24 protein-coding genes and 1 pseudogene are annotated in these 26,033 nt (G+C 34.9%); 18 read left to right on the top strand and 7 right to left on the bottom strand.

Annotated features, from left to right (window positions below):
• Positions 1-141: 141 nt before the first annotated feature.
• Positions 142-1,191 carry a thiamine-phosphate kinase gene (gene thiL, locus ACN0QX_RS09690; protein ID WP_248396441.1) on the bottom strand — a complete coding sequence of 350 codons (1,050 nt, stop codon included), beginning with the start codon at positions 1,189-1,191 and terminating at the stop codon, positions 142-144.
• A 313-nt stretch (positions 1,192-1,504) separates the two neighbouring features.
• On the opposite strand from thiL, the gene ACN0QX_RS09685 reads away from it, so the two are divergent.
• The 17 genes from ACN0QX_RS09685 (at position 1,505) to ACN0QX_RS09605 (ending at position 17,745) form a co-directional block, all read left to right on the top strand.
• The gene (locus tag ACN0QX_RS09685) at positions 1,505-2,992 is read left to right on the top strand and encodes a choice-of-anchor B family protein (protein ID WP_417196665.1); all 1,488 of its coding nucleotides are present in this window, start codon (positions 1,505-1,507) and stop codon (positions 2,990-2,992) included.
• 7 nt (positions 2,993-2,999) lie between these two features.
• A complete protein-coding gene (locus ACN0QX_RS09680) occupies positions 3,000-4,325 on the top strand; it encodes a hypothetical protein (RefSeq protein ID WP_417196663.1) in 1,326 nt (441 codons plus the stop codon).
• A complete protein-coding gene (locus ACN0QX_RS09675) occupies positions 4,322-5,092 on the top strand; it encodes an MbnP family protein (protein WP_417196661.1) in 771 nt (256 codons plus the stop codon). Before ACN0QX_RS09680 ends, ACN0QX_RS09675 begins: the two co-directional genes overlap by 4 nt.
• 10 nt (positions 5,093-5,102) lie before the next feature.
• Positions 5,103-6,173, top strand: coding sequence for a cytochrome-c peroxidase (locus ACN0QX_RS09670; RefSeq protein WP_417196659.1), 1,071 nt, complete (start codon positions 5,103-5,105; stop codon positions 6,171-6,173).
• 182 nt (positions 6,174-6,355) lie between these two features.
• Positions 6,356-6,685 carry a HesB/IscA family protein gene (locus tag ACN0QX_RS09665; RefSeq protein WP_248396452.1) on the top strand — a complete coding sequence of 110 codons (330 nt, stop codon included), beginning with the start codon at positions 6,356-6,358 and terminating at the stop codon, positions 6,683-6,685.
• Between the two features lie 50 nt (positions 6,686-6,735).
• Positions 6,736-8,184, top strand: a complete 1,449-nt coding sequence (gene sufB, locus ACN0QX_RS09660; RefSeq protein WP_417196657.1) for a Fe-S cluster assembly protein SufB — start codon at positions 6,736-6,738, stop codon at positions 8,182-8,184.
• A gap of 32 nt (positions 8,185-8,216) precedes the next feature.
• Positions 8,217-8,648, top strand: a complete 432-nt coding sequence (locus ACN0QX_RS09655) for a hypothetical protein (protein ID WP_417196655.1) — start codon at positions 8,217-8,219, stop codon at positions 8,646-8,648.
• Position 8,649: 1 nt separating this feature from the next.
• Complete coding sequence (sufC, locus tag ACN0QX_RS09650; protein ID WP_417196653.1) at positions 8,650-9,402, top strand: Fe-S cluster assembly ATPase SufC; 753 nt, start codon at positions 8,650-8,652, stop codon at positions 9,400-9,402.
• A gap of 152 nt (positions 9,403-9,554) precedes the next feature.
• Positions 9,555-10,868 carry a Fe-S cluster assembly protein SufD gene (gene sufD, locus ACN0QX_RS09645; protein WP_376858191.1) on the top strand — a complete coding sequence of 438 codons (1,314 nt, stop codon included), beginning with the start codon at positions 9,555-9,557 and terminating at the stop codon, positions 10,866-10,868.
• Between the two features lie 136 nt (positions 10,869-11,004).
• Complete coding sequence (locus ACN0QX_RS09640; RefSeq protein ID WP_417196651.1) at positions 11,005-12,219, top strand: aminotransferase class V-fold PLP-dependent enzyme; 1,215 nt, start codon at positions 11,005-11,007, stop codon at positions 12,217-12,219.
• 12 nt (positions 12,220-12,231) lie between these two features.
• A complete protein-coding gene (locus ACN0QX_RS09635) occupies positions 12,232-12,555 on the top strand; it encodes a DUF4377 domain-containing protein (protein WP_417196649.1) in 324 nt (107 codons plus the stop codon).
• A 114-nt stretch (positions 12,556-12,669) separates the two neighbouring features.
• Positions 12,670-13,395 carry an META domain-containing protein gene (locus tag ACN0QX_RS09630; RefSeq protein WP_417196647.1) on the top strand — a complete coding sequence of 242 codons (726 nt, stop codon included), beginning with the start codon at positions 12,670-12,672 and terminating at the stop codon, positions 13,393-13,395.
• A 50-nt stretch (positions 13,396-13,445) separates the two neighbouring features.
• On the top strand, positions 13,446-13,868 hold the full coding sequence (locus tag ACN0QX_RS09625; protein ID WP_248400663.1) for a SufE family protein: 423 nt from the start codon (positions 13,446-13,448) through the stop codon (positions 13,866-13,868).
• A gap of 69 nt (positions 13,869-13,937) precedes the next feature.
• Positions 13,938-14,261: a DUF59 domain-containing protein gene (locus tag ACN0QX_RS09620; RefSeq protein ID WP_248396468.1), complete on the top strand. Its 324-nt coding sequence runs from the start codon at positions 13,938-13,940 to the stop codon at positions 14,259-14,261.
• A gap of 116 nt (positions 14,262-14,377) precedes the next feature.
• Complete coding sequence (locus tag ACN0QX_RS09615) at positions 14,378-16,213, top strand: ABC transporter ATP-binding protein (protein WP_417196645.1); 1,836 nt, start codon at positions 14,378-14,380, stop codon at positions 16,211-16,213.
• 18 nt (positions 16,214-16,231) lie between these two features.
• Complete coding sequence (locus tag ACN0QX_RS09610) at positions 16,232-16,738, top strand: DUF2480 family protein (RefSeq protein ID WP_417196643.1); 507 nt, start codon at positions 16,232-16,234, stop codon at positions 16,736-16,738.
• Between the two features lie 44 nt (positions 16,739-16,782).
• Positions 16,783-17,745: a DUF3078 domain-containing protein gene (locus ACN0QX_RS09605; protein WP_417196641.1), complete on the top strand. Its 963-nt coding sequence runs from the start codon at positions 16,783-16,785 to the stop codon at positions 17,743-17,745.
• A 73-nt stretch (positions 17,746-17,818) separates the two neighbouring features.
• Here ACN0QX_RS09605 and ACN0QX_RS09600 read toward each other — a convergent pair whose 3' ends face one another.
• From ACN0QX_RS09600 to ACN0QX_RS09575, 6 genes are all read right to left on the bottom strand, one after another.
• Complete coding sequence (locus tag ACN0QX_RS09600; RefSeq protein ID WP_417196639.1) at positions 17,819-20,077, bottom strand: transglycosylase domain-containing protein; 2,259 nt, start codon at positions 20,075-20,077, stop codon at positions 17,819-17,821.
• Positions 20,078-20,139: 62 nt separating this feature from the next.
• Positions 20,140-21,351: a GTPase HflX gene (gene hflX / locus ACN0QX_RS09595; protein WP_248396476.1), complete on the bottom strand. Its 1,212-nt coding sequence runs from the start codon at positions 21,349-21,351 to the stop codon at positions 20,140-20,142.
• 164 nt (positions 21,352-21,515) lie between these two features.
• Entirely contained in the window at positions 21,516-22,106 is a 591-nt protein-coding gene (locus ACN0QX_RS09590; RefSeq protein ID WP_417196636.1) for a DUF6705 family protein, read from the bottom strand.
• 94 nt (positions 22,107-22,200) lie between these two features.
• Complete coding sequence (locus tag ACN0QX_RS09585; RefSeq protein ID WP_417196634.1) at positions 22,201-22,830, bottom strand: DUF6705 family protein; 630 nt, start codon at positions 22,828-22,830, stop codon at positions 22,201-22,203.
• Positions 22,831-22,924: 94 nt separating this feature from the next.
• Positions 22,925-23,557 (bottom strand): DUF6705 family protein, encoded by a 633-nt coding sequence (locus tag ACN0QX_RS09580; protein ID WP_417196632.1) that lies wholly within the window; start codon positions 23,555-23,557, stop codon positions 22,925-22,927.
• A gap of 12 nt (positions 23,558-23,569) precedes the next feature.
• Positions 23,570-25,180, bottom strand: coding sequence for a hypothetical protein (locus tag ACN0QX_RS09575; RefSeq protein WP_417196631.1), 1,611 nt, complete (start codon positions 25,178-25,180; stop codon positions 23,570-23,572).
• Positions 25,181-25,482: 302 nt separating this feature from the next.
• Between ACN0QX_RS09575 and ACN0QX_RS09570 the strand changes: the two are divergent.
• Positions 25,483-26,033: pseudogene (locus tag ACN0QX_RS09570) on the top strand (endonuclease); the annotation flags it as partial.

Below are 26,033 nucleotides of genomic sequence, written 5' to 3'. Positions count from 1 at the left end.
GGTAAGCTTACGGAACTGACCCCAAAATTTATGGAAATAAACAGTATCCTAGAGCAAATGTATTCACGTCGCGCTTTGCGCTTAGCCTCTAACAGCTACACAGACAATACACTACGAGTTACGGGTTAATTGCAAAACGGCTTATTCGTCATTAAAACTCTTCCAACCTTGAGCTTTTAATGGAATTTTAGTTTCAGCACGCGTAACTAAATGCATGCCAGCGCTAGCTTCTTGCATAAAACCTATAACACTAAAATTAGGATTTGCTTGTATTTTAGGGAAATCTTCTTGCGCAATGGTGAATAATAATTCATAGTCTTCACCTCCATTTAAAGCAACAGTTGTGCTATCTATATTAAATTCTTCGCAGGTAGAAATTACTTGAGGATCTAGAGGGATTTTATCCTCATATAAATCGCAACCTACCGCGCTGTGTTTACATAAGTGTAATATTTCAGATGATAATCCATCACTAATATCAATCATAGACGTTGGTTTCACCTCCAATTCTTTCAATAATGTAATAATATCTTTACGCGCTTCTGGCTTTAATTGCCTTTCAACAATATAGGTATATTGGTCTAAGTCAGGCTGACTGTTTGGATTCACTTTAAACACGGCTTTCTCGCGTTCTAAAATTTGTAATCCCATATAAGCACCACCCAAATCTCCTGAAACCACTAATAAATCATTCGGTTTAGCACCACTTCTGTAAACGGCTTCACCTTTAGCAACTTCCCCAATTGCGGTAACGGAAATTAATAATCCAGACGTCGAGGAAGTCGTATCACCACCAACTACATCCACACCGTATATATTGGCTGCTGTATGAATGCCTTCATATAACTCTTCCAAGGCTTCTAGCGGAAATCTATTAGAAACCGCAATGGAAACTGTGACTTGTGTTGCCATAGCATTCATAGCATAAATATCCGATAAATTTACCATAATGGCTTTGTAACCTAAATGTTTCAGAGGCATATAACTTAAATCGAAGTGCACGCCTTCCACTAATAAATCGGTAGAAACAACGACTTGGTTTTTACCAAAATCTAAAACAGCCGCATCATCACCTATACTTTTTATAGTTGATTTTTGAGTAATTTTAAAATTCGATGTCAAATGATCTATTAGAGCAAATTCGCCTAAATTCTCTAATTGGGTGCGTTGTTGATTTTTATCTTCTATCATAATGCAAAAATAAGAAGCTTGGAGTTATTTGTAGCCATGTTCATCTAAAAAAATAAGATCATGACTAAACACTAAATTCATTTTTAACACAAAAAAAAGCTTAATGCCACCTGTTTTACTAAATAATCCGTTAATTTTGTTCAGATTAAACAATGAAACCTTGTAAAGTCCAAGTTAATTTAAAATATGACATATAATTCATGTTTTAATTTAATATCCAGTCTTAATCAAGGCAATAAAATTGCACGAAAATCGTTTATAATTAAAATTCAATGCGGTGTATAATACCCTTTAAGCCGCAACAAAAAAACCTATGAAACACCTTTTTAAATTCCCCCTAACTATCAAACTCTTATTTATTTGCGTTATTGTTTTCTCAACGCTACAAGCATGTGATGATGAACCTGTAGAACCAATTGTTGTTGTAGATACCGATAACGACGGTATTCCCGACAATGAAGATAATTGTCCTGAATTATCAAATCCAAATCAAGAAGACGCCAATAACAATGGAATTGGTGATGCCTGTGAAGATATTATCATCATAGACACAGATAACGATGGTATTCCAGACAGTGAGGATAACTGTCCAACTATAGCCAATCCAAATCAGGAGGATGATGACAATGATGGTATTGGAAACGCCTGTCAAGACACCCCTGCTACTACGCCATTATTTCCTTGTGAAAATGGTATAGCTGGACCTTACCCATGTAATGGCTATGACTTAATGAGTCATATTCCCGTTAACATTATCGGTGAACCTAATGCCGAGGGTAACGATTCTTGGGGCTGGACAGATAGCACAACAGGTAAGGAATATGCACTTGTTGGCACCACACAAGGAACAGCATTTGTGGATGTTACAGACCCGATAAACCCTATGTTTTTAGGCCGTTTAGCTTCTGCTAATCCTGGTGACAGAGGCAATATTTGGCGCGATGTTAAAGTGTATAATGATTACGCTTTTATTGTTAGTGAAGCTAGTGGTTATGGTATGCAAGTTTTTGATTTAGGTCGATTGCGTAATGTGCCAAATCCGCCAGAAACGTTTACAGCTGATACCCATTATACAGGTTTTGGAAGTGCTCATAATATTGTTATTAATGAAGATTCTGGTTATGCCTACATTGTAGGAACTAGCCGAAGTGGAACCTATGCGGGAGGCCCTTTATTCATTAATATTCAGAATCCGTTAAGCCCAGTTGAAGAAGGTGGCTTTTTTGGATATTCTCATGATGCACAAGTTCTAAACTACAATGGTCCAGATGCCGATTATAACGGTCAAGAAATTTTAATTGGAAGCAATGAAACTGAAGTTGTAATAGTAAATGTAACAGACAAAGCAAATCCTCAAATTATTTCTAGTATTGACTATACCAATATAGGCTATACTCATCAAGGTTGGTTTACGGATGATTTACAATATTTCATTTTAGGAGATGAAACTGACGAACAAAGTTTTGGTGGTAATACGCGAACCATTGTCTTTGATTTTACAGATTTAGACAACCCGTTGTTTCACATGGATTATTATGGACCAACAGCTGCAATTGACCATAATGGCTATGTAAAGGGCGATACATTTTATATTGCTAATTACACAGCAGGCGTTCGATTTGTAGATATTTCCGGAATTGGTAATAGCACCATGACCGAAGTTGGCTTCTTTGATTCTTATCCAGCGAATAATAGCACTAGTTTCCATGGTGCCTGGAACGTATACCCTTATTTTGCTAGTGGTAATATTATTATTAGCGATATTGAAGGTGGCTTATTTATAGTAAGAAAGCAAAATTAAATTCACCTTGAAACTAAAAATATTAAGTTTATTAACGACACTATTCATATTGGGTTGCTCATCAGATAATGATACAACCCCAGCTTCTGCTGTGGACTCCACCATAACCGTAACAACATTAGGTGGATCTAAAAATGAAAGTGGTCAATCCATAATCAAAACTATGGATGGCGGCTATGCTATTTTAGGATTTACTCAAAGTTCGGATGGCGATATTGCCGATAAGACTAATGAAAGTTATGATTATTGGGTGCTAAAATTTAATGCGAATCATGACATACAATGGTCCAAAACTTATGGTGGATCGGGTGATGATCGCGGTGAAGATATAGTTCAGACATCAGATGGCGGTTTTGCCGTTTTAGGTTATAGTGATAGTAATGATGGCGATGTAACCAGCAATGCAGGCGCACAAGATTACTGGTTGGCAAAACTAGATTCTAACGGAAATTTATTATGGCAACATTCCTATGGCTATTTAGGAGCTGACCGTGGCAAATCCATTTTAATAACACAAGATGGCGGGTTTTTTATAACAGGTATTTTAGATGTTACAGCTTCTGGAGGCGCAGGAAATACTAAAAACGCCAGTTTTAAACACGCAGGTGGTGATTATTGGGCTTTAAAATTGAACAGTGAAGGCACCATTGAATGGAGCAAATACTATGGCGGAAGCTTTACCGATTCCCCGTTTGATGCCATTCAAACCACTGAAGGTGATTTCATAATTGTTGGATCCTCTGATAGTGATGATGTTGACATTGCTAATAATATAGGTGATTATGATTTTTGGGTGGTGAAAATATCTAATTCAGGAACCATAATCTGGGAAGAAAATTTTGGTGGCACTCAAATAGATGAAGCGCGCAGTATAGTGGATTCTGGAGATGGTAATTTTCTCATTATTGGAGACACACGCAGTAGTGATATTCATATTTCAAATAATTTAGGTGCTGCAGATTTATGGCTTATAAAAATATCACCTTCCGGAAATATTATTTGGGAAAAAACGTTTGGTGGAAGTGATTTTGATGCTGGATTATCCATTGCTAAAGCAACTAATTCAAACTTTATAATATCAGGGAGTTCTAGAAGTGCCGACGGGAATTTGTCCAGCAATAAGGGACAAAATGATGCTTGGTTATTAAAAATTGATGCCAATGGCTCCATTATCAAGCAAAATTCCATTGGTGGTTCTGCTATTGATTTTTGTCTAAGCGCAATAGAGTTAGAAGATAACACCATAATTGGTGTTGGGAAATCTAGTAGTTCAGATGGTGATATTCTAGAAAATAAAGGTTTTACAGACTTATTAATAATAAGAACAAAATGAAAAAAGCAATTTCAATATTAATGTTAACTTTTGTTATTTTTTCCTGTGGTGAAGATAATGACGATCTCCTAACGCCTGTCCAAACCAAGGCTGCAATTACATTTAATTTTACCCATAATTGGGATGCTACGGCTATAAATAGTAGCAATATTCAAACTGAAACCGTGACAAACGCGCATGGTGAAATTATGAATATGACAAGTTTGCGCTATCTGGTTTCACGATTTGAACTAACAAATCAAAACGGCGATATTTATAGTTTCAATGGGTATAAATTTACTGATTTATCCAATGAAACAACCTATAATTTTTCACCTGACAACAACATAATTCCAATTGGAACTTACACCTTAAAATTTATTTGGGGTTTTAATGAAACAGATAATATGGATGGTGCTTATCCCGACTTAAATAGTGCATCTTGGAATTGGCCAGAAATGCTAGGTGGCGGTTATCACTTTATGCAGCTAGATGGCATGTATAATGTAAACACAACACCAATGCCATATAATTTTCACAATGGCACAGCACGTGTAAGCGCAGATGTTTTTGAGCAAAATTTTGCCGAAATAATGCTACCAACACCAATCACAATTACAAATAATGCTACCATTGAGATAAAAATGAATATTGCTGAATTTTTCAAAAACCCAAATACTTGGGATTTAAATGTTCTTGACACCTCATTAATGCCAAATTACGATGCGCAAAAAATGATGCAAGCCAATGTCAATACCGTGTTTTCTATTGGAAACATCACGCAGTAAAATATTGTAAATGAAAACAGCATTAACATACACACTTTTAATTTTCTGTATTTTTATTACGTCTTGTAGTAAAGATGATTCAGACGAATATGTTAATAAGCCAACGGCCCAACCTTTGGCTATTCCACCATTATTTGCGCAATTTATAATCAACCCTGTAATTCCCATTGATAATCCGCAAACTGTGGAGGGTGTTGCTCTTGGTAAAAAATTATTTTTTGACCCCTTACTGTCCGCTAATAACACACAAGCATGTGCAACGTGCCATAGCCCACAAAATGCCTTTTCAGATAATTCTCAATTTAGCACAGGTATTGACGGTATTCTTGGGAACAGAAATTCCATGCCACTCTTTAATTTAGCTTGGAATTATGACGAACAATTCTTTTGGGATGGTCGCGTTTTCAGTTTGGAACACCAAGCGTTAGTTCCTGTAGAGGATCCCGTAGAAATGCATAATACATGGGAAACCGTTGTTACAAGATTACAACAACATCCTGAATATCCAAATCTATTTAATAATGCATTCGGTGAAGGCGTGATTACCAAAGAAAAAGCTACCAAGGCTTTAGCGCAATTTGAGCGCACACTCATTTCGGCCAATTCAAAATTTGACAAATATTTGCTAGGTGAGGCTACGTTAACACCTCAAGAAACCAACGGTTTAAATGTTTTTATGGATGAAACCCGAGGCGATTGCTTTCACTGTCATGGCAATCCCAACAACCCGTTATGGACCGATAATATGTTTCATAATAACGGTTTGGATGCCACAATTACCGATTTGGGACTTGGAGCCGTAACAGGAGATCCCGCTGACAATGGCAAATTCAAATCGCCTTCCTTACGTAATTTAGCATTTACCGCGCCATTTATGCACGATGGTCGTTTTGCAACCTTGGATGATGTTATTAATCATTATAGTGAAGGCTTACAAAATTCACCAACCATTGATCCGTTGATGAAAAAAGTAGCACAAGGTGGTGTGCAGCTTTCTACTCAAGACAAAGCCGATTTAAAGGCTTTTTTACTGACTTTATCAGACCCTTCCTTTATTAATAATCCAGCATTTCAAAATTAACAGCCGACAGGAACTGCTGTTTAAATCGTATATTTTTTTCAAGATTATCCACTAGAAATTAAAGATAATTTCGCATAATTTTTATCTATGCTTCCATCTGTTAATATCATGTTAGGTTATATGGTAATCCATGACATATATTGTATATTTGCATACTATTTAGAGTAAATCTAATTAAGACTATGATAAAAGTATCTGAAACAGCAAAAAAGAAGGTCGTTGAATTAATGACTGAAGATGGCTATAATGCGGTAACCGACTATGTACGTGTTGGTGTAAAAAGCGGCGGCTGCTCTGGTTTATCTTACGATTTAAAATTTGACAAAGACCAGGTTGATGGCGATAAAGTTTTTGAAGATAATGGTGTAAAAATCATTATTGATAAAAAAAGCTTTTTATACCTCATTGGAACCACCCTAGAATATTCTGGCGGATTGAATGGTACTGGTTTTGTTTTTAATAATCCCAATGCAAATAGAACGTGTGGTTGTGGTGAAAGTTTTTCATTATAATAATCCCATCCTAACCTTCCCAAATGGAAGGACTAAAAAAGAAAATACACATGAGTAAATATACAGAGGACGATTTAAGAGAAGAATTAAAAACCAAGGAATACGAATACGGTTTCTACACAGATATCCAATCCGATACATTTCCTGTTGGTTTGAATGAAGATGTTGTTCGTGCTATTTCAAAACGAAAAGAAGAGCCGGAATGGATGACGGAATGGCGTTTAGAAGCCTTTCGCGTTTGGCAAGACATGATAGAACCTGAATGGGCAAACGTTCATTACCAGAAACCCGATTTTCAAGCCATCTCCTACTATTCTGCTCCTAATAGCAAGCCTAAATATGACAGTTTAGATGAAGTGGATCCAGAATTACTGGAAACCTTTAAAAAATTAGGCATATCTATCGATGAGCAAAAAAAATTAGCCAACGTGGCCATGGATGTTGTTGTGGATTCGGTTTCAGTAGCAACAACCTTCAAGAAAACTTTAGGTGAAAAAGGTATTATTTTTATGAGTATTTCGGAAGCCATTCAAAAGCATCCAGAATTAGTCAAAAAATATTTAGGAACCGTTGTTCCACAAAAAGATAATTTTTATGCCGCTTTAAATTCAGCCGTATTTAGTGATGGTTCTTTCTGTTATATTCCAAAAGGCGTTCGTTGTCCAATGGAATTATCAACCTATTTCAGAATTAACCAAGCAGGAACTGGTCAGTTTGAAAGAACCTTAGTTATTGCAGACGAAGGCAGTTATGTAAGTTACTTAGAAGGGTGTACAGCTCCAAGTCGTGATGAAAACCAACTTCACGCAGCCGTTGTAGAACTTATTGCATTGGATGATGCCGAAATAAAATATTCAACCGTACAAAACTGGTATCCAGGAAATGCGGAAGGCAAAGGCGGTGTTTTTAACTTTGTAACCAAACGTGGAATTTGCCAGAAAAATGCTAAAATATCTTGGACACAGGTAGAAACAGGATCGGCTGTAACGTGGAAGTATCCAAGTTGTATTTTAAAAGGTGATAATTCTGTAGGTGAATTTTACTCAATAGCAGTAACAAATAACCATCAACAAGCAGATACGGGAACCAAGATGATTCATTTAGGAAAGAATACCAAATCCACCATTATTTCCAAAGGTATTTCTGCTGGAAATTCACAAAACTCATATAGAGGATTAGTTCAAATTAGCTCCCGAGCAGAAAATGCACGAAATTTTTCACAATGTGATAGTTTATTAATGGGTAATGAATGTGGCGCACACACCTTCCCATACATTGAAGCTAAAAATAAAACGGCCATTATAGAACACGAAGCAACCACGAGTAAAATTGGTGAAGACCAAATATTTTATTGCAACCAACGTGGTATAGATACTGAAAAAGCCATTGCACTTATAGTAAATGGGTTTAGTAAAGAGGTATTAAATAAACTCCCAATGGAATTTGCTGTAGAAGCTCAAAAACTATTGGAAATTAGTTTAGAAGGTTCCGTGGGATAAAATCAAATAATCAATCTTTTTAGTGATATTTTATGAAAAAACTAGCCACACTTTTAATAATATCTATTGTTTTTATCAGTTGTAAAAATGATAGTAAAACCGCAGAAACCACTATAGAAACAGAATCTATTGATATGGATAGCCCCAATCGTACCAAAAAACAAAGCGATGGACTAACCTTATTAAAAGGTGAATTTGTTTACTATTCAGATGCAGCCGTATTACAAACGCATCGTGAAGTTTATGGCGTTATTATGGACGATAAAATGATGGAACTTAATAAAATGGCAGAAGCCTATAAAAAAGAACCAACAGATTACGCCACAGTTTCCATACGTGGAAAAATAGTACCAAAACCAGAAAACGAAGAAGGCTGGCCTTTTCGTGTAGAAATAAAAGAAATTTTAAGCGTTTCAGCTTCAAACCCTGAAACCAATAATGTAGTAAAATTGGAATCCAAATAACATGTTAAAAATAACAAATTTACACGCAAGTGTTAACGATAAAGCCATTTTAAGAGGCATCAATTTAGAAGTAAACCCAGGTGAAGTTCACGCTATTATGGGTCCTAACGGATCTGGTAAAAGTACACTAGCTTCGGTAATTGCAGGAAAAGAAGAATACGAAGTAACAGATGGCACCATTTCTTTAGGAGATGCTGTCATTGATGATTTAGCCGCTGAAGAGCGCGCACATAAAGGTATTTTCTTATCCTTTCAATACCCTGTTGAAATTCCAGGTGTTTCCGTTACCAATTTCATTAAAACAGCCATTAATGAAACACGTAAAGCTAAAAGCCTTGAAGATATGCCTGCCAAAGACATGCTGAAATTAATTCGTGAGAAAGCAGAAATGCTAGAAATTGATAGAAAATTTTTATCACGTTCATTAAACGAAGGGTTTTCTGGTGGTGAGAAAAAACGTAACGAAATTTTTCAAATGGCAATGCTGGAACCTAAATTGGCTATTTTAGATGAAACCGATTCAGGATTAGATATTGACGCCTTACGTATTGTAGCTAATGGTGTAAACAAGCTTAAGAGCAAGGATAATGCCGTAATAGTTATTACGCATTACCAACGTTTATTGGATCATATTGTTCCAGATTTTGTTCATGTATTACACGAAGGCCGCATTGTAAAAACAGGTGGAAAAGAGTTAGCCCATGAGCTTGAAGAAAAAGGTTACGACTGGATTAAAGAAGAAGTAAACGCATAAATTAGTTTGTAGTGTTCAGTCGCAGTTTGCTAATGCTTACTCCAACTGATCACGCCAATTAAAACGCTTTACATTTATAAAATAGCAAACAGCTTTCTTTAGTAAGTTCAGGATTATTTGAACACGAAATAGAAATCTGAAAACTGAATTACATGGAATTAAAAGATAAATTAGTATCCTCATTTATGGTATTGGAAGATCGACTTGATATCGATTCACCAGTGCATGATATTAGAAGCGAAGCAATAAAAACATTCGAAACGAACGGATTCCCTGGCAAAAAGGATGAGGCTTGGAAGTACACCTCTTTAAAAAGTGTCTTAAAACATGATTATAGTGTATTTCCAAAACAGGAAAATGCATTAGATTATCAGGATGTTAAAAAATATTTTATCCATGATATTGATACCTATAAAATTGTATTTGTGGACGGAAAATATTCGTCGTATTTATCAGAAACTACCCACGAAGGTATTGATGTTTGTCTCATGTCATCAGCTTTAAACAAGCCTAAATACCGCTTAATTATTGAAAACTATTTCAATAAAATAGCAACTAAAGATAGTGTTACTTCTTTAAATACCGCTTTTTCACAAGAAGGTGCTTATATTCATATTCCAAAAAATAAATTGGTTGCAAAACCTATCCAAATTATCCATTTTGCTACCGGAAACGAATCGGCTTTAATGTTACAGCCTCGAAATTTAATTGTGGTGGATGAAAATTCGCATGTGCAAATTATCGAGCGCCATCAAAGTTTAACAGAAAATCCTGTTTTAACCAATAGCGTAACGGAAATCTACGCCAACAAACGTGCAATTGTTGATTATTATAAAATTCAAAATGACAATGAGCATGCATCATTAATTGATAGCACTTTCATTAATCAGAAGCGCGAAAGTCATGCCTCTGTACACACCTTTTCGTTTGGCGGAAAATTAACGCGTAACAATCTGAATTTTTATCAAAACGGGGAACGTATTGATTCTACATTAAAGGGCATTACAATTATTGGCAATAAGCAACATGTAGATCACAACACTTTGGTGCATCATATTGAACCAAATTGCGAAAGTCACCAAGATTATAAAGGTATTTTTGCAGATAGTTCAACCGGCGTTTTTAATGGAAAAGTACTTGTGGACAAAGAAGCGCAGAAAACCAATGCGTTTCAGGCCAACAACAACATTCTAGTGAGCGATAAAGCTAGTATCAATACCAAGCCACAATTAGAGATTTTTGCTGACGATGTTAAATGCTCACACGGTTGTACCATTGGACAATTGGATGAAAGCGCTATGTTTTACATGCGTTCTCGTGGAATTCCCGAAAAGGAAGCTAAAGCATTACTTATGTTTGCTTTTAGTAATAACGTAATGAGCTCGGTAAAAGTCCCTGAAATAAAGGAACGTATTACCAAAATTATTGCCAATAAATTAGGCGTAAATATTGGTTTCGATTTGTAGTTAAATTAAAATCTAAAATTACGAGTAGTGGGAAATACCTATTTTTTTTGAAGCTATTTCCCGCTATCCGCTAAATCTTTTTGTTAAAAAACGCAAAAAGGATACCGCTACTATCGGGGCTATTTAAAACAAAACTATGTTTAACGTAGAAAAAATTAGACAAGATTTCCCCATTCTTCAAAGGCAAGTAAATGGTAAACCGTTAGTGTACTTAGATAATGCCGCCACATCACAAACACCGCAACAGGTTATTGATGTTATTGTAGACTATTACAGCAATTACAACGCTAATATCCACAGAGGCGTTCACTCCTTAAGTCAAGAAGCTACCGATAAATACGAAGCAGGAAGACACACCATTCAAAAACATTTTAATGCCAAACATGCCCATGAAATTATCATGACTGCTGGAACAACACATGGTATTAATTTGGTTGCCAATGGTTTTTCATCACTTTTAAAAAAAGACGATGAAATTATAGTTTCAGCATTAGAACATCATAGTAATATTGTGCCATGGCAAATGTTATGCGAAAAAACAGGAGCCACTTTAAAGGTAATTCCTATGAATATGGCTGGCGAATTAATTATGGATGATTATGGTACGTTGCTGTCTAAAAACACCAAACTTGTATTTGTAAATCACATTTCAAATGCATTAGGAACCATCAATCCAATAGAAGAAATTATTAGAAAAGCACATCAAGTTGGTGCAGCCGTTTTAGTAGATGGCGCACAAGCTTGCCCACATATAAAAGCTGATATGCAAGCCTTGGATGTTGATTTCTATGTAGCTTCAGCTCATAAAATGTGCGGACCAACAGGCGTTGGTTTTTTATATGGAAAAGAAGATTGGCTTAACAAATTACCTCCTTATCAAGGTGGTGGTGAAATGATTGCCGAAGTAACGTTTGAAAAAACAACCTATGCAGATTTGCCGCATAAATTTGAAGCCGGAACACCTAATATTTGTGGTGGTATTGCTTTTGGAGCAGCCATTGATTATATGAACAACATTGGTTTTAATGCTATTGCAAAATATGAACATGAATTGTTAGAATATGCAACAACCGAACTATTAAAAATAGAAGGCCTAAAAATTTATGGAACTGCCAAAAATAAAACGTCAGTTATTTCCTTTAATTTGGAAGGAATCCATCCTTATGATATTGGTACACTTTTAGATAAAATGGGTATTGCTGTTCGTACTGGTCACCATTGTGCGCAACCTATTATGAACTTTTATAATATTCCCGGAACAGTTAGAGCATCCTTTGCTTTTTACAACACAAAAGCTGAAGTAGATGCTTTAATTACAGGTGTTAAAAAAGCACAAATGATGTTATCATAAATATCCGAAGCTATGAAATTAGAAAACGTACTATTTGGGCTTATTGTTTTAATCACATTTTCTTGCAGCCATACAGATGCCACAACCATGTATATTGCCAATGAGCAAGTAGATTGTGTTGGTGTAAGCCCGCAAAAATGTATGCAGATAAAATTTAACAGTCAAGACGATTGGACATTTTATTATGGACAAATAGAAGGTTTCACTTTCGAAACTGGTTATTATTATAAATTAAGCGTCTCTAAAGAAACCATGGCTAATCCACCTGCAGACGCCTCTAGCATTAAATATACCTTGGTCGAAATTTTAGAGAAATCAACTACAGCAATTGACTAGTTTGGCTTTCTTTTTGTAATAAAGATATAAAAAACAACCATTATGAAATATATCAGCTTACTTTTCACCTGCCTTTTTATAGTTTCCTGTGGGAATAGTAAAAACGCCTCTGCTATGAATAAACAAACACCTTTATCCGGTAATTATAGTATTATAGCTGTGGGAGAAAACGCCTTAATTGATGAAAATCTAAACATTATGTTTAACCTAGAAACTAATATGGTTGCAGGTTTTTCAGGTTGCAATCAGTTTTCCGGCAGTTATTCATCTACGGGTTCTGGTTTGGAATTTGGACCATTAGCAAGCACGCGAAAAATGTGTCGTCCAGAAGCAAATAAAATTGAACAACACGTTCTAAAAGCATTACATGAAACCATTCGTTTTTCAGAAAATAACGGTGTAATTTCTTTTTATAATAAAGAAGGAGCCGTTTTAATAACCATGAATAAATCAGAAACTTCAAACACCGAAAAAATGAGTGATCAAAAAGAATATCAGGTAGAATATATGGCAGTTTCTCGTGGTTATTATTTAATGATTACTTATGAAAATAAAAGTATATCATTTCAAAAAGACCGAACTTCTAAAATGCAAATTAAATCGCTTTCAGAAACCGAAATAACGGCACTTAACAACAAAATTGCCGATTTAAATTTAGAGGCGCTTGAAACGTTGGAGCCACCTTCCAAAGCACATCAGTATGATGGTGCAGCTGGAGCCACTTTAAAAATCACGAAAAATGGCTCAAACTACCGTACGCCAACTTTTGATGCTGGCAACCCTCCAAAAACCATTGAAGCACTAGTTTCAGAATTAATTACCCATACTGAAAAGCAGTAAATAATTGAATAGCTGCTTTACTTATTGTATTTTTGTATAAAATTATGACGATGGAAATTGAAGACATACAAAACGAAATTATAGACGAATTCTCTATGTTTGAGGATTGGGAGGAACGCTATCAATACATGATTGATTTAGGGAAAGATTTACCTTTAATTGATGCACAATATAAAACCGACGACAACCTTATATCAGGGTGTCAAAGTAAAGTTTGGGTGCATGCAGATTTGGTAGATAATAAAATTGTTTTCACAGCAGATAGTGATGCTATTATCACCAAAGGTATTATTGCTATTCTAATTCGTGCATTTTCAAATCAAGCACCAAAAGATATAATAGACGCAAATACAGCTTTTATTGATGATATTGGCTTGAAAGACCATTTATCACCAACGCGCGCCAACGGTTTAGTAAGTATGATAAAACAGTTAAAAATGTACGCCATAGCGTATCAAACACAGCTTAATTAATTTAAACTGTAATAGTTGATTTGTTTAAACGACAAATCATAGTAAGCAATCAACTTAACAACAAAAAAGATGAGTGAAACAATAGATACAACTGCATTAGGCGAACAAATAGTTCGCGTTATTAAAACCATATTCGATCCAGAAATCCCTGTCGATATTTACGAATTAGGATTAATTTACGATGTATTCGTTAATGAAGATTGCGATGTTAAAATCCTAATGACCTTAACAACGCCAAATTGTCCGGTAGCTGAAACATTGCCTTTAGAGGTTGAAGAGAAAGTAAAATCCATTGACAGTGTAAAATCTGCCGAAGTTGAAATTACATTTGATCCACCTTGGAGCCAAGAATTAATGAGTGAAGAAGCCAAATTAGAATTAGGCATGCTGTAAACAGCACTTTCGCCTTATACTTTTCTTTTGATTGTTTAAATCATTTTTAGGCACCTAAAACTATATTTTTAAATCTGGAATCTTGAACCTTCAATCTTGATCCCTTAACCTAACGCATGGCAAGATCTAGACTTAAATCATTAAAAGACAAAGAAAGAACAAGTTTAAGAAAGTCATTTAGTGCCTTAATATATATTCCGCGGTTTTTTAAAGAAATTTGGAAAACGAATAAAAAACGATTCCTTTTATCTGCCATTTGCCGATTAATTGGGGCTTTTTTGCCTGTAATAATTCTTTGGGTTGGTAAGATTATTATTGATGAAATTATCCTTCAATCTGGTAGCGACGTAACCAATTTCACAAGACTTTGGACCTTTGTTGGTCTCGAGTTTGCTTTAATAGTTCTTTCAGATTTAGTAAGCCGCGCCATTTCACTTACAGATAGTTTACTGGGAGATGCCTACGCCATTAATTCATCTGTAACCATTATAAAAAAGACAAATCAAATAGATATTAGTCTTTTAGAAGATTCTGAATTTTATGATAAGTTGGAACGCGCCAGAACGCAAACGGCAGGACGCGTTGGGCTTATGTCCAATGCCTTGGGCGAAATACAAAGTCTTATATCCATAGCCACACTGGTTGCTGGATTAATATATTTTGAACCTTATTTAATAATTTTACTAGTACTCAGTATTATTCCTTCTTTTATTAATGAAATTTGGTTTAGTCAGCAGCAATACTCATTAGCTAGAGGTTGGACAGCCGAAAGACGCGAATTAGATTATCTCCGTTTTATAGGTGCCAACAATCAAACAGCAAAAGAAATTAAACTTTTTGGTCTGACGGATTTTATTGTAGATCGTTTCAAAAACCTCTCCGAAGAATATTTTCAATTAAATAAAAAACTAGCTGTAAAACGTTCCGCTTTGGGTTTCGTATTTAATGTTCTAGGAACCTTAAGTTATTATGGCGCTTATATTTTTATAATTTACCGCGTTGTTTCTGGTGTTATCACGCTAGGTGAATTGACATTTTTATCGGGATCATTTAACAGATTAACGCGAAATCTTCAAGACTTCTTTTCAAAGTTTACAAGGATAACAGAAAGTGCACTTTATTTAAAAGATTACTTTGAGTTTATTGATTTATCTATTGTTCCAAAACACAAAGAAGATCAACCAATTCCTGAAAAAATTATGTCAGGTTTCGAATTTAGGGATGTGCATTTTTCCTATCCAGATTCTGATAATGACATTTTGAAAGGTGTGAATTTTAAAATTTCCGTTGGCGAAAAAATGGCCTTTGTTGGCCAAAATGGTGCTGGAAAAACAACACTTACAAAATTGCTACTGCGCTTTTACGAACCTACTTCTGGAGAAATTTTATTAGATGGTATTAATATTAATCGCTTTAAAAAAGACGCTTATCAAAAATTTTTTGGAGTCATTTTTCAGGATTTCTTCCGGTATGAATTCACTGTAAAGGAAAATATTGCCGTGGGTGATATTGCGGAACTAGATAATCAAGAAAAAATTAAACATGCTGCCGAATTAAGTTTAGCAAGCGAAGTCATTTCAGAATTAAAAAAAGGTTACGACCAGCAACTTGGAAAACGCTTTGCTAAAGGGCAAGAACTCTCTGGAGGGCAATGGCAAAAAGTAGCTTTAGCTAGAGCATACATGAAAAATGCCGAAGTCATGATTTTAGATGAACCAACTTCCGCATTAGATGCTAAAGCCGAGAGTGATGTTTTTAAGCGTTTTATTGGCTTAACCCAGGGGAAAACAAGCCTTATTATATCCCATAGATTCAGCACGGTCAGACAAGCGGATCGTATTTTGGTTTTGGATGAAGGCAAAATTTTAGAAATTGGCACCCACGAACAATTGATGGCTAATCAAGCGTTGTATGCACAACTCTTCCAGCTACAAGCTGAAGGGTATCAATAAATAATTTAACTTTGTATTATGGAAGAAGAAATAATTAATCGCGTTGCCAATAGCAAACTCGTTACCTTTGATTTAGAAGATTATTACCCAAAAGGGTCTCGTATGACTTTAGATATTAAGGACTGGTTGCAGGAAGGAATTGTGCTCCGTGAAAAGGATTTTAGAGAACAGGTTAAAAATCATGAATGGCAACAATATCAAGATGCCTATGTGGCTATTTATTGTTCTACAGATGCTATTGTGCCAGCTTGGGCTTATATGCTTATCACTATTTCTTTAGCGTCTATTTCCCAAAAAACGGTTTTAGGCGATTTGGACTTATTAGAAACCACTTTGTATGAAGAAATTATTTCAAATTTAGATGTTTCTGAGTTTCAAGACAAAGCTATTATTATTAAAGGCTGCTCTAAAAAACCGGTTCCGGTAAACGCTTATCTCATGATTACCAACAAATTAAAACCGGTTGCAAAATCCATAATGTTTGGCGAAGCTTGCTCAAGTGTGCCATTATTTAAAAGAAAATAGTACTTTTGTATGAGAATTAATCACTAATTAATCCATAAAACCCTATGAAAAGAATCTTTACTATCGGTTTAGTGCTGCTTGCGACAGTCTCGTTTTCGCAAACAAAGGAAGAGCTAAAAGAGCAAAAAGCTGAAAAACAAGCCGCTGCAGATGCGTTGCAAGCAGAAGCTGATGATTTACAGAAACAAATAGACGCCTTTCCTGGTTGGAAATTTGGTGCTTTTGGTACCATTGGTGCTAGTTTTTCTGAATTTAACAATTGGTATGGCCAAGGAACACCTAACAATGCTTCTGGAAACATAACGATTACAGTTAATCCTTATGCCAAATTAGACCGCGAAAAATATTTCTGGTATAACACAGGAAATATTAACTTAAGCTGGGTAAAATTTGATGACAAAGACGATCCAACTGATGATAGTAGCTTTAGAGAAGCTAATGATGTGTTTAACGTAACCTCGCTATTTGGTTATAAAATAGCTAAAAATTTAGCAGCTTCTACGCTTGCTGAATACCGTACAACTTTAATCAACAACTTTAATGACCCAGGTTATCTAGACGTTGGTGTTGGTGTAACTTGGACGCCTCTTGAAAATTTAATAGTAGTGGTTCACCCATTAAACTACAACTTTGTATTTGCTGATAATGATGCTATTTTCGAATCGTCTTTAGGTGCAAAAGTAGTGGCTAATTATGGTCGTTCATTTGGAAAACTAGATTTCAACTCGAATCTTTCTGCTTTTATGAGTTATGAAGATTCTAATCTATCTAACTGGACTTGGATTAACGCTATTGGATATAAGCTTTGGAAAGGCATCGGATTAGGTTTTGAGCTTGGTTTAAGAGACAACAAGCAGGAGGCTGTTAACTTTGCTAACAAACAATATGAAGTACGTTTGGCTAACAATGGAGGTGTTATAGACCCTACAGATCCGCAACCAACTTTCGACAATGTAGATAATGATTTACAAGTTTACTATACCTTTGGTTTGAGCTATTCGTTCTAAAACAAACGTATTATTTTAAAATAAAAAAGCTCCGAAGTTACGCTTCGGAGCTTTTTTATTTAACGTCATTTTGCTATTCGTCCCCTTTAAATTCTTCGGTTTTTTTCTTACTCTTGAATAGTTTTTTCAACCAACCATCTTCCTTTTCCAATTTACAATCCAAATCGTTTAACACATCATTACTTGGTGTTTCAAAAGTGCTTTTGGTAATCGGGTTCCATTTAGAATCCTTGTTCAATTTTTGATAAAAATGAGCAAACATGGGTAAAGCCGAGTTTGCACCTTGACCTAATGCCGTGGTTTTAAAACCCAAGTTGTAATTATCATTCCCAACCCACGTTATGGTTACTAATTGGGGTGTTATGGCTACAAACCAACCATCTTTGTTATCTTGTGTCGTTCCTGTTTTTCCTGCAATGGCGTTGTTCAGTTTATAGGTATTTCGCAATCGTGAAGCTGTTCCACTATTAACCGTTGCTTTCATCATTTCCAATAAAACTTGTCTGGTATAATCGCTAAACGCTTGTTTTTCTAAAATTTCAGGTCTAAAATCAACAATTACGTTACCGTTTTTATCTTCAATTTTGGTTATCATATACGGCTTCACACCATAACTGTTGTTTACAAAGCTGGCATAAGCACCTACTAATTCCTTCAAAGTAATTTCGGCAACACCTAACGCTAATGACGGTTGCGAAGGCAACTCTTTAGTAATACCCATTTTTTGCACTTGCTCTTGAACTATAGAAATACCAACATCATTTAAAACTTTTACGGCAATGGTATTTACCGAATTGCTCAACGCCATTTCCAAATTGTAATTAATATCCGTTTTTTCGTTGGGATCTTGACCAGCATTAGTTGGTGTCCAGTTTTTGTAGTTGGTATAAGTTACAGCATCTACAGAATAATATGAACAAGGTTTCATGCCATTTTCAATAGCTGCTGTGTACACAAATGGTTTAAAGGTTGAGCCCACTTGACGTTCACTTTGAGACACGTGGTCATACTTAAAGTAGCGGTAATCAATACCACCAATATAAGTTTGAATAGCACCCGTTTTTGGGTCGATTGATAACATGCCAGTATTTAAGAGTTTAAGGTAATGTTGCAAGCTATCCTTTGCCGAAAGCATTGCAGTACTATCACCTTTCCAAGAAAATATATCCATGTTGCGTTTTACAGATAACGAATCGTCTATGGCTTTTTCTGAAATACCTGTTTTTTTTAAGCGCTGATATTCTGGTAAACTTTGTATGGCTTTTTTAAATACGCTTTTATTGGATGTCCAAGGTGCATTTTTGCCATAAGATGCTTCGTAAGCCACTTGCAGTTTGCTAAGATGCTCCGTCATGGCTTCTTCCGCCATAGTTTGCATGGTAGCGTTCAATGTGGTGTAAACAATTAATCCATCCTTATAAATATTGTACGCGTCGCCATTTGGCTTTTTATATTCTTTAATAACTGCTTGCAATTCTTGTTTAACTTGTGCTCTAAAATAGGGTGCCAGTCCTAAATCATGATTAAAAGAATGATACTTTATAATAAGAGAATCCGTTTTTAGTTTGGCGGCTTTAGGTGCTTCTAAATAATCATATTTTACCATTTGGTCCAAAACCACGTTGCGTCGTGACTGACTTCTTTCAACCGATTTTCTGGGATTAAAATAAGTTGTTGCCTTTAAGGTTCCTACCAAAGTTGCAGCTTCTGGAATAGTTAAATGCACTGCCGATTTATTAAAAAACTTTTGCGAAGCACTTTCTATACCATAGGTGTTATCTGAAAACGGAACCGTATTTAAATAAAGCGTTAAAATTTCTTGTTTGGAATACACATCTTCAATACGTTGGGCTACAATAGATTCCTTAAATTTATTAATGAGCATGCTAAAAAGCGCATAGTCTTTCCGGCCATATAAGTTTTTAGCTAGCTGTAAGGTGATGGTGCTTCCACCTCCTGCCGATTTATCTTGAAGTAGTATATTTTTAATAAACACACGCAGTAAACTTACATTATCCACGCCATCATGTTCGTAAAAGCGTACATCTTCAGTTGCTACCAACGCATCAATCAAATGTTTAGGAAACTCCTCATATTCGAGCGGCTGCCTATCATAGATATAAAATTTACCAATTAGTTTTTTATCCTGATCTAATACTTGGGTGGCTTCTGCTTGTTTTAAAGCTCCTAATTCCGCATGTGTTGGCACTTTTCCAAACAATCCAAAATAAATACTCGCATAAAGCAATACAAAGAATAAAATGATAACAGCCAATACAATTAGCGACCATTTTACCCAAGTTTTTTTAAGGAATACGTTTAGTTTTTCCATGAATTATAGAAACGTTAGAATCAAAATTTTATGCAAAATTCGTGTAGAAATTCTATTGTGTTTTATTCTTCTTCCTCGTAATCTGGATATAAAAAGTGATTATAAGGAAAACGTGTTACGTGAATATCCCGGACCTCGTCATAAACCCGCTTTTTAAATTCTTTCATATTCTGCTTGTTTAAAGCTGAAATAAATAACGCATTATTACCAACCCGATTCATCCAAGTTTTTTGCCATTCTTCCAATGAATAATGTGCTTCGGTACGTTCTACTTCTAAATCTGTTTCGTCATATGGTTCTGCTTGGTAGGCATCTATTTTATTAAAAACCATAATGGTTTCTTTGTCAGCACTATCAATTTCACCTAATACTTTATTAACCGAATCTATATGTTCTTCAAAATTAGGGTGCGAAATATCCACGACGTGCAATAACAAATCGGCTTCGCGAACCTCATCCAAGGTACTTTTAAAACTATCTACCAATTGGGTTGGCAGCTTTCTAATAAATCCTACGGTATCGGTTAATAGGAATGGTAAATTTTGGATGACCACTTTCCGAACCGTTGTATCTAATGTGGCGAATAGTTTGTTTTCGGCAAACACATCACTTTTACTAATGGTGTTCATCAGTGTAGATTTTCCAACGTTTGTGTAACCAACAAGTGCTACACGAACCATTTTACCACGATTACCACGTTGCACAGCCATTTGTTTATCTATGGTCTTAATTTTATCTTTAAGGAGGGCTATTTTATCCCGAACAATACGTCTATCTGTTTCAATTTCTGTTTCACCAGGTCCGCGCATGCCAATACCACCTTTTTGGCGTTCCAAGTGTGTCCACATCCCTTTAAGTCGTGGCAATAAATATTCACATTGCGCCAATTCCACTTGCGTTCTAGCATAGCTTGTTTGGGCACGTTGGGCAAAAATATCAAGTATTAAATTAGTTCTATCCAGAACTTTACATTCTAAAATTTTACTAATATTTCGTTCTTGAGCAGCGGATAATTCATCATCAAAAATGGCTGTTCCAATATCGTTTTCTTCAATAAATTTTCGGACTTCCTCCATTTTACCTTTTCCAATAAAGGTTTTTGGGTTTGGCAAATCCATTTTTTGAGTAAAGCGTTTTAAAACCTCTCCACCTGCGGTGTAGGTAAGAAACTCCAACTCATCCAAATATTCTTTAGATTTGTCTGCGTCCTGACTCTTGGTAATGACGCCAATTAATACGGCACGTTCGTGCGTGATGTCTATTTTTTCTATCATAAACTGTGTAAAGCACAAAGTTAATCAATTGCAATCACTTTAATTTGTATATTTTTAACGCGAATACTGAAATTTGTGCGTGAAATGAAAAAACAGCCATAAAGAAAGAAGCGGTTATACCTCATTCTTTATGGCTGTTTACATTTATAGTGTTTATTAATAATTTATTGCTTATTAACAATTATTTCCGTTGGTAGCGTGAAATTATAATTATATGCAGGTTCTCCATCAAATCTTCCAGGAATTTCTTTTGGGTTTTCTATTTTTACATTTAATTGATTTAAATTTCCCGATAAAAATTCAAAAGTTGCGTAACAATAACCTTTATTAAGTACAATGTCATTAAAAATAAATATTAATTTGCCATTTTCTACACAGCTTGTATACATCGGGTTTTCACTTAGGTTCTCGTTAACTGGACTAATAATTGAATTAACAATAAATGAATTTCCCGAGTCAATCGAATAGCTGTAGTTACCAATCATATAGTCTTCGAATATTTTGTGTTCAGGAAAATATTTTTGAGTTACTTTGGTTAATTCGAAAACCACTATTTGGTTCCCATATTCCCATTTCCAAGTACCAATAAAGTCATTAAAAGTTCCGTTTAAATCAGAGAAATATGTATAGTTGGGCACATCTTCTCCTGTCAAACCACTACAAATATTTTCTGTTACACTAGGAATAGGTGCTGGATTTTGACTATAAATGTTGATTCCTAATAGTAAAGCTAAGGTTATAAGTATTGTTTTCATGTTTTGAAAATGTAGACTTGGGTTTCAACGTAAGATAACAGTAATTGTTGAAAATAAAAAAACCTCTTAAATGCATGAGAGGCTTTAAAGTTACTTATTGTTTTATCATGACATACTTACCATAAGGTATTCTGCTATCTGTTGGTGAGCCTTCCGGTATTATAGAATAACTACCGGTTATAACCGCTTTTAAATCGTTAACGTTACTGTTTTGAGTATTAGGTATAGTTCTTAAAACAAGTCCACACTTTATATAATCTCTTAACGGATCCCGAAAACTCAAAAATACACTTCGTTCATTAGGACCACAGTTTTCACAACCTGGTAGAAACTGGGATGGATTTATTCTGTTACCAAATATCTGGTGTTGAGATACGCCTATAGTTGTATTATCAATATTTGAAAGCGTGTTAACGAGTTCTACTCCATTTGAATCTATATATTGGAATTCACCATAAATGATATCTTCATAATATGAAATATTCTTATAGTTAGTATGATAATCCGATAATTTCTTGTTTATAATTATAGTAAGCTCTTCTTGTCCATTGGTATATTTCCAAGTACCGATAAACCTGTCGAAATCGTTATCAGTATCTTTATAATAGGCATTTTCTTGTCTAGGAACCTTCAAATCATCATAAATTGAAATAATTGGACTTTGCGCCTTACAAGAAACTATTGAGAAAATAAATAAGAGTATAATATAAATTGGTGTTTTCATAGTTTGAAAATGTATACTTGGTATTCAACGTAAGATAACTGTAATTTTTAAAATTAAAAAAGCCTCTCAAATGCATGAGAGGCTTCAAAGTTATTTATTGTTTTATCATAACATATTTGCCATAAGGTATTCTGCTATTTGTTGGTGAGCCTTCCGGTATTATAGAATAACTACCGGTTATAACTGCTTTTAAATCGTTAACGTTACTATTTTGAGTATTAGGTATAGTTCTTAAAACAAGTTCACACTTTATATAATCTCTTACCGGATCATAAAACGCTAGAAAAATACTTCGTTCATTAGGATCACAGTTTTCACAACTCGGTAAATATTGAGACGGATCTATTGTATTACCAAAAATTAAATGTTCAGATATATCCGTGGGATTACTATCAATATTTGTTAAGGTATTAACTAATTCATTCCCATTAGAATCTTTGTAAAGATATTCTCCATATAGATAATCTGCATAAAAGGCTGGTATATTGCCTACACCATTATAATAATATTGTTCTTTTTTTCTAATAATAATTCTTAATTTTTCACTTCCGTTGTTATATTCCCAAGTTCCAATAAACCTATCAAAGTCATTATCAGTATCTTTATAATAGGCATTAGCTGTATTAGCATAATCCGAGCCGTCATACAAAGATATTATAGGACTTTGAGCCTTACATGAAACTATTGATAAAGTGAATAAGAGTATAATATAGATTATTGTTTTCATAATTTTTAAATTTTAATTACAGTTAGTAGGTGTTATATTGCCATTGGTATCTAAAGTTAATTTTTGCCAAGTTGCATTTTGGCTTATCATATCGTCCGTATTCGCTTTATAAAGTGCAATACCAAAATCGTTAGTTTCGCTTACAAATTTCAGAAAGGCTTGTGCCAGTTCCTCTTGGTCAGCATCTGCAGGATTTGGTCTTCTATTTCCATTGGAATCTCTATTAGCATCTTTGAAAACCTTATCTAATTGTCTTTTAAATATTTCTTCTGCACTTTCATCAACAAAATATTGCTGAATTGAAGCTAGTTTATCTATATCTTCAATTTTAATAGCATAGGTATGGTTTCTAACGGTCATGAATATGGTAAACAAGGAGTTGTCAAATTGATAATTAGGCAATAAGCTTGGGTTAAAATTATTAGCGTATCTAAACAAGGTGTGAATATCACCATGGCCAAACATTTCAAATTTACCAATAAAATGGTTATGCAAAAAGGCAAAGCTAAACGGGTTTTGACCAGCGGTTACTTCACTGTCGCTTATTAATTGTTTGGGAATCGGTGCGAAATTAGGGAAATTTGGTCTGATGTCAAGGGAGAATCCTGTTTCCGTATTTTGAGAAAGATTGTTATTTAAAGTATTGAAAGCACTTGCGGTATAAGTAGAATTTCCAATGCGGTTGAGTTCATCACAATTCTTTTGGTCTATTTCTACTTGAGAAGGTATGGGATCTGTATCAACAGGCACACATTTTCTTCCACCACAACTTGTAGGTGCAGTTGTATTTCCTCCAGTACCATGAGGATTGTCATTCGTATCTCCTGGATTATAACCTGGTGGATTCCCTCCTGGCAATCCACCATCATTTGGAGAGCCACCTTGTTGCGAACCACCACCTTGAGAACACCCTAAATCTGTAATTATTAGATCTCCAGAATTAGGAGGTGGAAACGTATTAGGATCATCATCTCCTATAAATAAACAAGCTTCTCCATAAACATGACCACCAGATCCAGGACCTGAACATGTATCAGGCACATACTCCAAAATAGTGCAATTATCTTGATAAAGTATTTTAGAAAACAATTGCTCACTAAATTCACTCTGTATTTCCGTCATAGTAAAACGGTCTCCAAAATCAACTGCTTGACCATTGCCTATAAGTTCTATTTCTTGATCAGTTATGCTATAATGAACCAAGAATCCTTTGTAACTTCCGTCCTCTTGTAGGCTTAATAGAACGTTTCGTAAACCTTCACCTTCTGGTGTATTGTTAACTAAAAAAGTATACGAGTGGTAGCCGTTTTCGAATTCAATAAAGGTTGCAAATTCAGTGTTAATAGTAAGACCATTACCGTTAGAATAAACGGTTCTATTTTGAGAGGAAGTATTGAATTTCGTTAGTTCTGTTTCCAGCTTTTCAATATTGTTCCAAACTTTTTTGTTTTCAAGAATCTGATTTCTTTGAATTGAAGATACAGTTATTGGCCTAATTACGACTTCCTCCTTAATTTCAATATTCTGAAAATTGTCATCTTTCTGACAATTAACTAGTAATAATGAAATTCCAAAGAGCAGAATTCCCAATTTTAAATAGTTTGCAATTTGGTTTTGTTTCATAGGTTAAACTGGTTTAAAGTTAGTAAAAAATGATAAAATTCTACTTGAAATAACCGATTAAGATATCCGTATTTAACCAAATGATTTCTTAACAATCCAAACCTACTAAAAAAAAAAAAACGACTAGAACAAGCTTTTTTGGTGAATCATGTGCCGTTCATCGAAAACCTAAAAAACCGTTACGGTTTTCCCGTAAAATGGTCCGGTTTCAGCACTTTGAGGTTTTAACCAAAATGAGTTTTTGAGTATAATAACTGTTTTTTAATTCCCATTTAATACTTTTAACGCAAATACGAAAATTAATGAATGACGAGCTAAAGCAATCACTTTCTCCTGACACCTTTACTATTGCTTTTTACAATACCGAAAACCTGTTTGATATTTACAATGACCGCAGTAAACACGATCGGGATTATTTACCAAATTCCGAAAGACGTTGGACCAAAAAACGCTATCAAAACAAGCTTAATAAAATTGGCTTGGCTATATCCAAAATTGGCCTTGCTGAAACTGGCAATTTACCCAGTATTATTGGTTTAGCCGAAGTGGAAAACGGTAAAGTGATTCGGGATTTATTGGATACAACACATTTAAAAAATTCGCCTTATGATTATGTTCATTTTAATTCCAAAGATGAGCGTGGAATGGATGTCGCGTTTATTTATAATACAACGGAATTTACAGTGACCCACTCTGAAATTTATGCCATTCAATTTGAAAGACCCGAAGGTGGTGACGATTTTACTCGAGATATTCTTTTAGTAACTGGAATGCTGCAAGGCGAAACGATTTCGGTATTGGTAAACCACTGGTCGTCCAGACGTGAAGGCACACAACTATCTGAAGTGAAACG

Source organism: Bizionia sp., assembly GCF_048259285.1.
In the GTDB taxonomy this organism is placed as follows: domain Bacteria; phylum Bacteroidota; class Bacteroidia; order Flavobacteriales; family Flavobacteriaceae; genus Algorimicrobium; species Algorimicrobium hallyeonense.
This window is presented reverse-complemented; position numbering and strand designations above follow the sequence as displayed.